At 63.0% G+C, this 13,072-nt stretch carries 12 protein-coding genes; 8 read left to right on the plus strand and 4 right to left on the minus strand.

Annotated features, from left to right (window positions below; all coding sequences use genetic code 11):
* Positions 1 to 132 precede the first annotated feature (132 nt).
* Together HWV67_RS21360 and HWV67_RS21365 are read left to right on the plus strand one after the other, a co-directional pair.
* On the plus strand, positions 133 to 1,260 hold the full coding sequence (locus HWV67_RS21360) for a TIGR03364 family FAD-dependent oxidoreductase (RefSeq protein ID WP_175652665.1): 1,128 nt from the start codon (positions 133 to 135) through the stop codon (positions 1,258 to 1,260).
* A complete protein-coding gene (locus HWV67_RS21365) occupies positions 1,257 to 1,814 on the plus strand; it encodes a phosphonate degradation HD-domain oxygenase (RefSeq protein WP_175652666.1) in 558 nt (185 codons plus the stop codon). Before HWV67_RS21360 ends, HWV67_RS21365 begins: the two co-directional genes overlap by 4 nt.
* A gap of 51 nt (positions 1,815 to 1,865) precedes the next feature.
* Here HWV67_RS21365 and HWV67_RS21370 read toward each other — a convergent pair whose 3' ends face one another.
* Both HWV67_RS21370 and HWV67_RS21375 read right to left on the minus strand, forming a co-directional pair.
* A complete protein-coding gene (locus HWV67_RS21370) occupies positions 1,866 to 3,230 on the minus strand; it encodes a GTPase/DUF3482 domain-containing protein (RefSeq protein WP_175652667.1) in 1,365 nt (454 codons plus the stop codon).
* Positions 3,223 to 4,602 carry a DUF2868 domain-containing protein gene (locus HWV67_RS21375; RefSeq protein WP_175652668.1) on the minus strand — a complete coding sequence of 460 codons (1,380 nt, stop codon included), beginning with the start codon at positions 4,600 to 4,602 and terminating at the stop codon, positions 3,223 to 3,225. The genes HWV67_RS21370 and HWV67_RS21375 overlap by 8 nt, the downstream gene beginning before the upstream one ends.
* A 77-nt stretch (positions 4,603 to 4,679) precedes the next feature.
* Here HWV67_RS21375 and HWV67_RS21380 point away from each other — a divergent pair, with 77 nt between their 5' ends.
* The gene (locus HWV67_RS21380; RefSeq protein ID WP_175652669.1) at positions 4,680 to 5,198 is read left to right on the plus strand and encodes a dihydrofolate reductase; all 519 of its coding nucleotides are present in this window, start codon (positions 4,680 to 4,682) and stop codon (positions 5,196 to 5,198) included.
* Between the two features lie 55 nt (positions 5,199 to 5,253).
* Here HWV67_RS21380 and HWV67_RS21385 read toward each other — a convergent pair whose 3' ends face one another.
* Positions 5,254 to 6,645, minus strand: coding sequence for an L-cystine transporter (locus tag HWV67_RS21385; protein ID WP_175652670.1), 1,392 nt, complete (start codon positions 6,643 to 6,645; stop codon positions 5,254 to 5,256).
* A 243-nt stretch (positions 6,646 to 6,888) separates the two neighbouring features.
* Here HWV67_RS21385 and HWV67_RS21390 point away from each other — a divergent pair, with 243 nt between their 5' ends.
* From HWV67_RS21390 to darG, 4 genes are all read left to right on the plus strand, one after another.
* Entirely contained in the window at positions 6,889 to 7,944 is a 1,056-nt protein-coding gene (locus HWV67_RS21390) for a haloacid dehalogenase-like hydrolase (protein WP_175652671.1), read from the plus strand.
* A 62-nt stretch (positions 7,945 to 8,006) separates the two neighbouring features.
* Positions 8,007 to 8,621, plus strand: a complete 615-nt coding sequence (locus HWV67_RS21395) for a DarT ssDNA thymidine ADP-ribosyltransferase family protein (protein ID WP_256680161.1) — start codon at positions 8,007 to 8,009, stop codon at positions 8,619 to 8,621.
* A complete protein-coding gene (darT, locus tag HWV67_RS21400; RefSeq protein WP_175652672.1) occupies positions 8,618 to 9,262 on the plus strand; it encodes a type II toxin-antitoxin system toxin DNA ADP-ribosyl transferase DarT in 645 nt (214 codons plus the stop codon). The genes HWV67_RS21395 and darT overlap by 4 nt, the downstream gene beginning before the upstream one ends.
* Positions 9,259 to 10,347 (plus strand): type II toxin-antitoxin system antitoxin DNA ADP-ribosyl glycohydrolase DarG, encoded by a 1,089-nt coding sequence (darG, locus tag HWV67_RS21405; protein WP_175652824.1) that lies wholly within the window; start codon positions 9,259 to 9,261, stop codon positions 10,345 to 10,347. Before darT ends, darG begins: the two co-directional genes overlap by 4 nt.
* Positions 10,348 to 10,402: 55 nt before the next feature.
* On the opposite strand, the gene ilvD is transcribed toward darG, so the two are convergent.
* Positions 10,403 to 12,244, minus strand: a complete 1,842-nt coding sequence (ilvD, locus tag HWV67_RS21410) for a dihydroxy-acid dehydratase (protein ID WP_175652673.1) — start codon at positions 12,242 to 12,244, stop codon at positions 10,403 to 10,405.
* Positions 12,245 to 12,582: 338 nt separating this feature from the next.
* On the opposite strand from ilvD, the gene HWV67_RS21415 reads away from it, so the two are divergent.
* Positions 12,583 to 13,065, plus strand: a complete 483-nt coding sequence (locus HWV67_RS21415) for a DUF2867 domain-containing protein (protein ID WP_157969695.1) — start codon at positions 12,583 to 12,585, stop codon at positions 13,063 to 13,065.
* Positions 13,066 to 13,072 lie beyond the last annotated feature (7 nt).

The following is a 13,072-nucleotide window of genomic DNA, read 5'->3' on the forward strand; positions in this document are numbered from 1 at the left end:
TTTGCGGTCCTTCGCGAGCAAGCTCGCTCCCACAGGTACCTGAGCCGGACTTTGTGGGAGCGAGCTTGTCGGAGCGCCGAACCGTCGCGAAGGGCTGCAAGGCAGCCCCAAACAACACATGAAGGACTCTACATGACCGATTTCCTGATTGTCGGCGCCGGCATCCTCGGCCTCTCCCACGCCTACGCCGCCGCTCGTCGCGGCCTGCGGGTGAAGGTCTTCGAACGCAGCGCCACACCGCTCGGCGCCTCGGTGCGCAACTTCGGCCAGGCGCTGGTCAGCGGCCAGCCGCCGGGCCAGATGCTCGACCTCGCCCGCGCCAGCCGTCCACTTTGGGCCCACTGGGCCGAACACGCCGGCTTCGCCCTCAAGCGCAACGGCTCGCTGCTGCTGGCGCGCACCGCGCAAGAGCGCGATGTGCTGGAAGCCTTCTGCGAAAGCCGCGCGGTCGAATATGGCTACCCGGCCCGCCTGCTCGAAGGCGCTGAACTCAACGCCCTCTACGACGGCCGTTTCAGCCATCACCGCGCAGCCCTGCATGGTCTGGAAGACCAGCAACTCTATTCCCGCGAAGCCCTGCCGACCCTGGTGGCCTGGCTGCGTGAGCAGATGGGTGTCGAGTTCCACTTTTCCACCCTGGTCCGGGATATCGAACCGGGTCGCCTGAGCACCACGGCCGGCACCTTCAGTGGCGGGCAGATCGTGGTCTGCTCCGGTCACGACTACCAGACCCTGCTGGCCGAGCCGATGGCCGCGCTGCAACCGCAGGTCTGCCGCTTGCAGATGCTCCGTGCCCGTCCGCGCTTCCAGCTGGACTTGCAACACTCGTTGCTCACCGGCCTGAGCTGCCTGCATTACGGTGCCTACGCTGACCTGCCGCAGGCGGCAGCCTTGCGCGAGCGGGTTCAGTCCCACAGTCCCCATCTGCTGGAGCACGGCATCCACCTGCTGATCAGCCCCACGCCTCACGGTGAGCTGATCATCGGCGACTCCCACGCCTACGGCAGCGATGCCTCGCCGTTCAACGCCGAGCAGGTGGACAACTGGATGATCGAACTGGCCGAGCACACCCTTGGTGGGCGCATCGAAGTGGTCGAGCGCTGGCAGGGCGTTTATGGCTCGGGTGGTCCGGGGCCGTTCTCGTTGCTGCCGGTGGCGCCGGGGATCAGCGCGGCGCTGATGCACACCGGCGTCGGCATGAGCGTTGGCCCGGCGCTGGCCGAGCGGCATGTGGCGCGCTTGCTGGGCGAGGTGTCGTGAGATCGCCGGAGCAGGTGGTGGACGCCGTGTTCGCCCTGTATCAGCAGCATGGCGACGCCGATTACATCGGTGAGCCGGTGTCGCAGTTGGAGCACATGTCCCAGGCCGCGCAACTTGCCTTGGCCGAGGGCTTCGACGATGAGGTGGTGCTGGCGGCGTTTTTCCACGATATCGGGCATATCTGCGGCGGGGCCGAGGGCGACATGGACGGCTTCGGCGCGGTCAGCCACGAGCGGGTCGGCGCCGAGTACCTGCGGCGCTGCGGCTTCGGTGAGCGCATGGCCAGGCTGGTGGAGTATCACGTCGAGGCCAAGCGCTACCTGACGCTGCGCCAGCCGGGTTATTACCAGCGCTTGAGCGAAGCGAGCCGGCGAACCCTGGTGTTTCAGGGTGGGGTGATGAGCGAGGCCGAGGCGGGTGCGTTCGAGCAGGACCCGCTATGCGCGGTGAGTTTGCGTATGCGGGTGTGGGATGAAGAGGCCAAGCTGAGTGAGGTGCCGGTGATAGACCTGGAGGTGCTCAAGGCAAAGGCCATTGGGCTGATTCTGCGGTGAGATTGAGGGCCCTATCGCTGGCGTGCCAGCGATAGGGACTTCCAGCCTGGCTCAGATCTCCTGCACCAGCGCTTCAATCTGCTCCAACCGCTCTGCCTGACTCAACCTGGCCCCCGGATTCAACGACGACCACTGCGGATGCGCCCGCGCCTTGCTCAGCGCAGCCGGCAGTTTGCCTTCGCGCCAGGTCTGGTCAGGCGGGGTGTCCAGTTTGATCCGGTTCATCGCCGCATGCCCGCGGCTGTCCAGCGCTTGCAGCAGTTGCTTCTGCCGCACGGCGAGCAGGCGCAACACCGCATCGTCCACGGTCAGTTCCTGTTGCCCCTTGAGTTTGCCCAGCAACCGCGAACCATAGCTGCGCGCCGTGCCCAGCGCGCCACCGGCGATGGCCCCGGCCAGCGCTGCGACGCCGAGGGTCAGGCCGCCGACCGCGAGGTCGATCCCGGCGCCGGCCGCGGCACCCGCCACAACACCGCCGCCCAGGCGAATGCCCAGTTGCTTGAGGGTTTCCGGGTTGAACAGGTCATCGCCCCAGCGCCCGTCCAGTAACGGCAGGTCGCTGGCGTTGGCGTCTTCGCGACGGAAGGCATACAGCTTGAGCAGTGCTTCGACGCAGCGTTGCTCGCGTTGGCGAATGGTGTCGCGCAGCTCGCGCACGGCGGCGGCTTCTTCGTCCGGTTTGGCCACCACGCTGCGCCGGCACGCTGCGCAATCCACCAGCAGTTCGGCGATCAGGCGTTTGCCGCTGTGCTGGCGAAGCTGGCGTTGCGCCTGCTGGTCGTCGATCAGCCGTTGCAGGGCCGGGCGAGCGTTTTCCAGCATCAGGGCGAGGCTCTCGTACAGCCGTCGTTCGCCGTCTTCGGGTGGCGCAACGCTGTCGAAACGCACCAGCGCGTGCAGCCCCAGCCGGGCCAGGGCCTCACGCCAGTCGGGTTCGCGGTGGTCGCTGCTGGCGGCGAAATTGAGCACCGGCAGCAGCGGCTTGCCGCAGCCGGCGAGCACTTCCAGTTCGTCGCGGTACTTGGCCAGCACCGGTTCGCGGGCGTCGATCACATAGAGCCCGGCGTCGCTGGCCTGCAACTGGCGCAACACCTTGGCCTCCTGTTCGAAGCGCTGGCGCGCCTCGCTGCTTTGCAGGAAGCGTTCGAGTCGCGCCGGGCCGTCGAGGCGCTCGCCGGGGCGCTCCAGACGTTCCAGATAATCGAGCAGGGCGATGGCGTCTTCCAGGCCGGGCGTGTCGTACAGCTCCAGTAGCGGCTGGCCGTCCACCGACAGCCGTGCACCTTCGACATGCCGGGTGGTGCTGGGGCGATGGGACACTTCACCGAAGCCGACATCGCGGGTCAGGGTCCGCAGCAGCGAGGTCTTGCCGACATTGGTGTGGCCGACCACGGCCAGCTTCAGCGCTTTAGTCATGACCGTGCTCCAGCCAGTTCAACGGTGCCGTGTCGGCGTAGGGCAAGGCCAGTTGGTCCAGGGCCTGATGCCAGTCGCCAAGACGCTCGGCGTCCAGCGCCTGGCCGGGTGGCGGCTGCATCAGCCAGATACGCGTGGCCGCCGCGCTGCGCGCCAGCTCGGCGAGCAGTGCGAGGCTGCCGCGATCCGGCGAGCGCCGTGGGTCGCAGGCAATCGCCAGGCGCGCCGGAGGAAAGTGGCTGAGCTGTTCCAGCAGGCGCTTGCGTGATTCGCGGCTGTCCAGCACGCCGGCGTTGGTCACCGAGGCCGGCAGGGCGGGCGGCCACGGACGTTGGTCGTCCAGTTCCAGGCCGACCAGCAGCGCGCCGTCGTGCTGCACGTCGTCCTGACCGCGTTCGATCTGCGGCAACTGATCGGGGGCAGCATCGTTTACGCCGAGGCGTTCGCTGCTGGGCATCAACGATTCGCGCAGGGCGCTGTAGCCGGGGAGTTTGAGGTCGAGGGCGAGCCGCGCGCGGCCCTGGCGCCAGCGCCACAGGCAGAGCGCCGCCAGCAGCAGGCGCGGCAGGATACCGTAGACGACAAGCACGCCGAGCAGCCAGCCGGCCCAGGCCTGACGGCTCAGTTCCAGCGCCGGCTGGCTGTCGCCGCTGGCGCGGATCATCGCCGCGTCCGGGGTGCTGAAACCGAGCAGGGACGGCAGGGCGCCGAGGGTTTGGGTCAGGCTGACGAAGGTGTCGGGCTGGAGCAGCGTGGTTTCCCAGACAAAACCGTAGCGCCGGGTCGAGAGCAGCATCAGCAGCAACACCAGCGCCGCGAGCAACGCCAGCAACCACAGGCCGTGGACCAGCGTGCCGAGCAGCCAGCGGGTCAGGCGCTGGCGTTGCAACAGGACCAGTAAAGCCGGGGCTAGGTGCGCGGCCTTGGCGTCGCGGGCGAGTTTTTCGCTGAGCCAGAGCCACAGCCGGCCGAGGCTCGCGCCCTGATCGCCGGCCATGGAAAGGCCGGTGGCCCAGCCCAGCAGCAACAGGAGGTTGAGCCCGAGCAGGCTGCCCAGAGCCCAGAACACATTCACCGGACGTTGACCGTCGCCAAGGGCGGCAAATGCCAGCCCGGCACCGCTGACCAGCGCCACCACCAGCAGCGCCAGCAAGGCCAGGCGGGCCCCGCGTTTGTAGTGTTCCAGCGCCTGGCGCAGGCCGTCGCGTTCGGCCAGGAAGAGGGCGCGGTGTTCGATGCGCTGGGCGAGGTCGCCGCCCTGCTGGCGGGCGCGGCGATTGGCTTCCTGGTCTTCCAGGGGCCCCGTGTGTTCTTCGCGCAGGCGCACCGCTTCGGTCAGCCAGCGCTTGTCCAGGTCGGTCAGTCCAGTCACGTACAGCTTCCGTTGAGCGAGTCAGTCTGGAAGCATAACCCAGGCATCCGCGAACGGGCTTTGCTATCCTCGCCGCCATGAAAACATCACGCCCTCTCAGCCTGATCGCGGCCCTCGCCGAGAACCGCGTCATCGGCATCGACAATCGCATGCCCTGGCATTTGCCGGGGGACTTCAAGTACTTCAAGGCCACCACGCTGGGCAAGCCGATCATCATGGGTCGCAAGACCTGGGATTCGCTGGGCCGCCCGCTGCCGGGCCGGCTGAACCTGGTGGTCAGCCGCCAGGCCGGCCTGCAACTGCAAGGCGCCGAGGTGTTCGCCTCGCTGGAAGACGCCATCGTCCGCGCCGACCAGTGGGCGGCGGAGCAGGGCGTGGATGAGCTGATGCTGATCGGTGGCGCGCAGCTTTACGGGCAGGCGCTGGAGACGGGACTGGCGGATCGCTTGTACCTGACCCGGGTGGAATTGAGCCCGGAAGGCGATGCCTGGTTTCCCGAGGTGGATGAGCGGGTCTGGACCAAGGTGTCCAGCGAGCAGGCGCCGGCGGAGGAAGGGAAGCCGGTGTATCACTTCGAGGTTTGGGAGCGGGGCTGAGGTTTTTCGGCCTTTTCGCTGCGGTTCGGCGCGCCGAACCGCAGCAATCAGAGTCCTACGAGTGACTCAACTGCACCTGCTCGTCCGCCGCCAGCAGCGTCTTGTCGGTCTGCCCCATGATCTGGCTGGTGATGGTCCCCGCCGTCATCGCGCCGCTGACATTCAGCGCCGTGCGGCCCATGTCGATCAGCGGTTCGACCGAGATCAGCAGCGCCACCAGCTCCACCGGCAAGCCCATCGCCGGTAGCACGATCAGCGCGGCGAAGGTCGCCCCGCCACCCACACCGGCCACCCCGGCCGAACTCAAGGTCACCACTGCCACCAGCGTCGCGATCCAGAGCGGATTCAGCGGGTCGATGCCGACTGCTGGCGCGACCATCACCGCCAGCATCGCCGGATACAGCCCGGCGCAACCGTTCTGACCGATGGTGGCGCCGAACGAGGCGGCGAAGCTGGCGATAGCCTGCGGCACGCCCAGGCGACGGGTTTGCGCTTCGATGCTCAGCGGAATGCTGGCGGCGCTGGAGCGGCTGGTGAAGGCGAAGGTCAGCACCGGCCAGACCTTGCGCAGGAAGCGCAGCGGGTTGACGCCGGAAAGGCTCAGCAACACGCCATGCACCACGAACATCAGCGCCAGGCCGATGTAGGACACCACCACGAAACTGCCCAGCTTGAGAATGTCGTCCAGGTTCGAGCTGGCGACCACTTTGGTCATCAGCGCCAGCACGCCATAGGGGGTCAGTTTCATCACCAGGCGCACCAGGCGCATCACCCAGGCTTGCAGGGTTTCGATGGCGGCGAGGGCGCGGTTGCCCTTTTCCGGTTCGTCCTTGAGCAACTGCAGCGCGGCCACGCCAAGGAAGGCGGCGAAGATCACCACACCGATGATCGAGGTCGGCCGGGCCCGGGCCAGGTCGCCCACCGGGTTGCTCGGGATGAACGAAAGCAGCAGTTGCGGGATGTTCAGGTCGGCGACCTTGCCCGCGTAATCGCTCTGGATCACTTGCAGGCGCGCGGTTTCCTGCGTGCCGGCCACCAGCCCTTCGGCGCTCAGGCCGAACAGGTTGGTGAGGACGATGCCGATCAGCGCGGCGATCGCGGTGGTGAACAGCAGCGTGCCGATGGTCAGCACGCTGATCCGGCCCAGCGACGAGGCATTGTGCAGACGCGCCACGGCGCCGAGGATCGAGACGAAGATCAGCGGCATGACGATCATTTGCAGCAACTGCACATAACCGGTGCCGACCAGGTCGAGCCAGCCGATGGTGGCTTTGAGCACCGGGTTGCCGGCGCCGTAGATCGCATGCAGCGCGGCGCCGAACAACACGCCCAGCACCAGGCCGACCAGCACTTTCTTGGCCAGGCTCCAGTTGCCATGACGGGTTTGAGCCAGGCCTAGCAGCAACGCCAGGAACACCAGCAGATTGAGAAACAGCGGCAGGTTCATTGAAGCTCCAGAAAAAACGACACGCATCGCCTCTGTGGGCGGTGGCTGAATCGAAAATGCTAACAGTCTGAAAACAAAGAACTTTATATCGATATGGAATTACTTGAGTCGTTTTTGGAATAACAGCAGGTCGTTTTTGGATAAGTGCCTGCCGTTGAGGCCGTTGCCGGGGTCGCTGTCAGAGCGGGGCGCGATCAAGGGACTGCTTAGGGTGGAGCGGACCCTTTTGCAGGAGACCCGCACATGACGTTCGCTCCGAAAATCCTCGCCGCCGGCCTGGCCCTGCTGTTCGCCGGGCAGACGCTGGCGGTGGAGTTGAAACACTGGCCGGCCCCGGCCGCGAAGCAGCTCGACGCGATGATTGCCGCCAATGCCCACAAAGGTAACTACGCGGTGTTCGACATGGATAACACCAGTTACCGCTTCGACCTCGAAGAGTCGCTGCTGCCGTTCATGGAAAACAAAGGCCTGCTGACCCGCGACAAGCTCGACCCCTCGCTCAAGCTGATCCCGTTCAAGGACACCGCCGAGCACAAGGAAAGCCTGTTCAGTTACTACTACCGCCTCTGCGAAATCGACGACATGGTCTGTTACCCGTGGGTTGCGCAGGTGTTTTCCGGCTTCACCCTCAAGGAACTCAAAGGCTACGTCGATGAGCTGATGGCGTCGGGCAAGCCGGTGCCGAGCACCTATTTCGAGGGCGATCAGGTCAAGGCCATCGAGGTGCAGCCGCCCAAGGTGTTCACCGGGCAGACCGAGCTGTTCAACAAGCTGATGGAGAACGGCATCGAGGTCTATGTGATGACGGCGGCTTCCGAAGAGCTGGTGCGAATGGTCGCTGCCGATCCGAAGTACGGTTACAACGTGAAGCCGCAGAACGTCATCGGCGTCAGCCTGTTGCTCAAGGACCGCGCCAGCGGCGCGCTGACCACCGCGCGCAAGCAGATCAGCGCCGGCCAGTACGATCCTGCCGCCAACCTCGGCCTGGAACTGACCCCGTACCTGTGGACCCCGGCCACCTGGATGGCGGGCAAGCAGGCGGCGATCCTCACCTACATCGATGAGTGGAAGAAACCGGTGCTGGTGGGCGGCGACACCCCGAGCAGCGACGGCTACATGCTGTTTCACAGCGTCGATGTGGCCAAGGGCGGGGTTCATTTGTGGATCAACCGCAAGGCCAAGTACATGGACCAGATCAACGGGATGATGGCCAAGCACGCGGCGGCCCAGGCCAGGGAAGGGTTGCCGGTGACGGCGGACAAGAATTGGGTGGTGGTGACGCCGGAGGAGATTCAGTAGAACTGTAAAGCCATATTTCTCAGGCTTGCTTATCTTTTGGATCCAATGACAGAGTGGCCATCATGTTGATGGCCATTTTGCGTGGGGTATCAGTGGTGAGCATTCGCGATAGAAGCTTTATTTATCATCTAACCAGCTTTGAAAATGTCTCTTCAATCCTGCGCAACGGGTTGCTGCCAAGAGCAGAGCTGCACCCTCGAGACTTTGCGGATGTAGCGGATGCAGAAATCATCGAAGGGCGAATGAACAACGGATTGGAAACATTTGTTCCATTTCATTGGTTCTCACGAAACCCATTCGACGGACGGGTTCAAGCTGACCACCCTGAAACAGCCTTCGTGTTGATCGCTGTTTACCGCGAGCATGCCAGAGATCAAGGCTGGCAAGTGATCCCCCGCCATCCATTGGCTGGCGGACGTCTCGAAATCATGGCGTATGAGGACGGCATAAACGCAATTGATTGGGAACTCATGGATCAGCGGGATTATTCAAACGCTGCCTGTCGTCATGTCTGCATGGCAGAATGTCTCTCCCCTGCTCCGGTTCCGGTTGGTGACTTCGCCAAAATCTTTACTCCGTCCGAAGCGCTCAGATTGAGAGTCGTGGAGCTGGCGCAAGAGCTTGGCCACCCGAGGCTCTGGATAGAGGCAAATCCCAACATGTTTTCAACCAGATGATTTTCAAGAACCTCAACGCTCAAAAAGCCCTGATCTGGAGAATCATTCATAGGGACAATCTGCCGTGGGTGTTATCCCACGGATTGGATGCTGTAGGGACCGGCAAGCTCACTGGCAACTACGTAAGCATTGGTAACCCAGACCTGATTTGCAAGCGCTTCCAGCGCACGGTGCACATTGCCCCTGGCGGTACTTTGGCAGACTACATTCCTTTCTACTTCACGCCTTTCTCGGTAATGATGAAGAACATTCATTCGGGGTGGGGGGTCCAGCAGCGGCCAAATGAAGAGATCGTGATTCTTGTCTCTAGTCTGTACCATCTCCAATCAATGGACCTTCGGTTCATCTTTACGGATGCTCATGCCTATCCGGATTGGACCGGCTATTACAGCGATCTGCAGCACTTGAACAAGATCGACTGGCCTCTCTTACAGCACCGGGACTTCAAGCGCGACCCGGATGACCCGCGTAAAATGGAGCGCTATCAGGCTGAGGCGCTGATCCATGGACACGTACCCGTCGCTGGTCTTCTGGGTATTGTCTGCTACAACGAAACTGTGAAACGAGGCGTCGACAAGGAGGTTCAGCGATGCCAGCTGAATCTCCCCGTGCATGCTCGACCTGGGTGGTATTTCCAATGATTCGCTTTACACAAGGTAACCTGCTGGAGGCCAAGGCCGAAGCATTGGTTAACACCGTCAATACCGTAGGGGTGATGGGTAAGGGGATCGCGCTGATGTTCAAGGAGCGCTTTGCCGAGAACTATCGACTTTATGGTGCTGCCTGCAAAGCGAGTGAGGTTGTCACCGGAAAAATGTTTGTAACAGAGGTGCGCGAACTGGATGGGCCACGCTGGATTGTGAACTTTCCCACCAAACGTCATTGGCGATCGCCTTCTCAACTGACCTGGATCGTTGAGGGGTTGCACGACCTGCGCAGTTTTGTCGTTGCCAATAGCGTTTCATCCATTGCAATACCTCCCTTGGGGGCGGGCAACGGCGGGTTGCCTTGGGCGTCCGTACGAGAGCAGATCGAGGCGATTCTTGGTGATCTCGACGCGGATGTTCTGGTTTTCGAGCCGACTGGAAAATACCAGAACGTGTCAAAGCGGAGTGGAGTTGAGCAGTTGACGCCGGCTCGCGCGCTGATTGCCGAGCTGGTACGCCGATATTGGGTATTGGGTATGGAGTGCAGCCTTTTAGAGATTCAGAAACTGGCTTGGTTTCTGGAACGGTCAATAGAGCGCTTCACACCTGGCAATAATCCCCTGGCCCTGAAGTTCGTTGCGCACAAATATGGGCCCTATGCTAATCGCCTGGAGCATTTGCTCGACAATCTCGACGGTAGCTATTTGCATTGTGGAAAACGCATCGGTGACGCTGGCCCTTCTGATGTGATCTGGTTTGATGATGGGCGCAAGGCATTTGTGCAGGCGTATTTGAATAGTGAAGCCAAGCTTTACCTACCTGCTCTTGAATTTACTGCTGATCTAATTGATGGGTTCGAATCGCCCTTCGGTATGGAGCTTTTGGCGACAGTAGACTGGTTACTGTCTCGAGAGGGCGTTGCACCTGATGTTCCCGTTATCAGAGAGGCCTTGAAAGGCTGGTCCGGTGGTGCAGGAGCAGGTAAGCGGAAAAGCAATATCTTTGACGATGAGTCGCTGAAAATTGCTCTTGAGAGGCTGTCAGCTTTCGGGGCTGGGCAGTTGCAGCCAGCGCATTGAGAGCATAAAAAAACCGGCACCCAAAGGCGCCGGTTTTTTCATTCCGCTCTACGACTCACAGCCCGTCGAGCAGAGCCTTGTCACGCACCGCACCCTTGTCGGCACTGGTGGCCAGCAGGGCGTAGGCTTTCAGCGCGGTGGTCACTTTGCGCGGACGCTGTTCCACCGGTTTCCAGCCTTTCTGGTCCTGAACGACGCGGCGCGCCGCCAGTTCTTCATCGCTGATCAACAGGTTGATCGAGCGGTTCGGAATGTCGATCAGCACCTTGTCGCCGTCCTTAACCAGGCCGATGGCGCCGCCAGCAGCAGCTTCCGGCGAGGCGTGGCCGATGGACAGGCCCGAAGTACCGCCGGAGAAACGGCCGTCGGTCAGCAGGGCGCAGGCTTTGCCCAGGCCCTTGGACTTCAGGTACGAGGTCGGATACAGCATTTCCTGCATGCCCGGGCCGCCTTTCGGGCCTTCGTAGCGAATGATGACGATGTCGCCTTCCTTCACTTCGTCGGCGAGGATGCCGCGTACCGCGCTGTCCTGGCTTTCGAAGATCTTCGCGTTGCCTTCGAACACGTGGATCGACTCATCGACGCCCGCGGTTTTCACCACGCAGCCGTCCAGTGCGATGTTGCCGTACAGCACGGCCAGGCCGCCTTCTTGCGAGTAGGCGTGCTCGACGCTACGGATGCAGCCGTTTTCACGGTCGTCATCCAGGGTTTCCCAACGGGTCGACTGGCTGAACGCGGTCTGGGTCGGGATACCGGCCGGGCCGGCCTTGAAGAAGTGGTGCACCGCTTCGTCGTCGGTCTGGGTGATGTCCCACTTGGCGATGGCTTCTTCCAGGCTGCGGGTGTGCACGGTCGGCACGTCGGTGTGCAGCAGGCCGCCACGGGCCAGCGAACCGAGGATGCTGATGATGCCACCGGCGCGATGGACGTCTTCCATGTGGTACTTCTGGATGTTCGGCGCGACCTTGCACAGTTGCGGCACTTTGCGCGACAGGCGATCGATGTCGCGCAGGTCGAAGGCAAGCTCGGCCTCCTGGGCCGCGGCCAGCAAGTGCAGGATGGTGTTGGTCGAACCGCCCATGGCGATGTCCAGGGTCATGGCGTTTTCGAACGCCTTGAAGCTGGCGATGTTGCGCGGCAGCACGCTCTCGTCGTTCTCGCCGTAGTAGCGTTTGCACAGCTCGACGATGGTACGGCCGGCGGTCAGGAACAACTGCTCGCGGTCGGAGTGGGTTGCCAGGGTCGAACCGTTGCCTGGCAGCGACAGGCCCAGGGCCTCGGTCAGGCAGTTCATCGAGTTGGCGGTGAACATGCCGGAGCACGAACCGCACGTCGGGCAAGCGCTGCGCTCGTATTCGGCGACTTTCTCGTCGCTGGCGGTGGAGTCGGCGGCGATGACCATGGCGTCGACCAGGTCCAGGCCGTGGCTGGCCAGTTTGGTCTTGCCGGCTTCCATCGGGCCGCCGGAAACGAAGATCACCGGGATGTTCAGGCGCAGGGACGCCATCAGCATGCCGGGGGTGATCTTGTCGCAGTTGGAGATGCAGACGATGGCGTCGGCGCAGTGGGCGTTGACCATGTACTCGACGGAGTCGGCGATGATCTCGCGGCTCGGCAGCGAATAGAGCATGCCGTCGTGACCCATGGCGATGCCGTCATCCACCGCGATGGTGTTGAATTCCTTCGCCACGCCACCGGCGCGTTCCACTTCGCGGGCGACCAGTTGGCCCAGGTCCTTCAGGTGCACGTGGCCCGGGACGAACTGGGTGAACGAGTTGGCGATCGCGATGATCGGCTTCTTGAAGTCCTCGTCCTTCATACCGGTGGCGCGCCACAGCGCGCGGGCACCGGCCATGTTGCGGCCGTGGGTGGACGTTTTGGAACGGTAATCAGGCATGAAGCACTCCTGGCGGCTAATCCGGTATCAATGAGGGGAGTGAGCTTCTCTTGTCCGTGGTACCGCAAGGCAGGTGGCCGCTGGTACGGATGAAGCCGAAGACGCCGCGGGATCGCCGTGCGCTCGGCCAGAGCTCATAAACCCGCCGGGGGATGACTGGCGATGAATAGGCCGATTCTACACCGCTGGCGGGCTTAGGGAATGGCGCAATAGACAGTTGGCGCGCGCGGCAAGGCGCTTTGTGTCGCAGACAAGCCCTTTTTTGGTCGGGCTCGCTTTCCGGGCGACGGGGCGCTACCGTGATCGGCTTCTCGTCCTGGACTTCCATGGAGGAATTTATGGTCCACCCTGCCGATGTTCCCGCCAGCAGCGTCCTGCGCATGCTCTCCACAACGGCCTGGTTCTTCGATTGCTTCGCCCGCCGGGTAACCCCCGAACAGGGCCTGACCGCGCTGGACGCCTACCAGCGCATGAGCCGCGCGGTGCCCGATTGGGTCAACAAGGCCATCCGCCTGCGCGACATGCTGGTCCGGCCCTTCGGCCTCAAGCCGGTCGCCGGCTTCAACCTGCGCGAACAGCAGACCCCACGGGTCGGCGACAACCTCGACTTCTTCCAGATCGCCGCGGTGACAGACAAGGAACTGGTGCTGTCGCTCAAGGACAGCCACCTGGATGTACTGATTTCCGTGCATCTGGACCCCAACAACCAGCTCAGCCTGACCTCCATCGTCGAACCGCACAATGCACTGGGTCGCTTCTACATGCGCCTGATCGCGCCGTTTCATCGGCGGGTGGTGAGGTCGATGTTGGGCAGGATCTAGTCCGCCA

It is taken from the genome of Pseudomonas sp. Marseille-P9899 (assembly GCF_903166565.1).
Classification (GTDB): Bacteria; Pseudomonadota; Gammaproteobacteria; order Pseudomonadales; family Pseudomonadaceae; genus Aquipseudomonas; species Aquipseudomonas huaxiensis.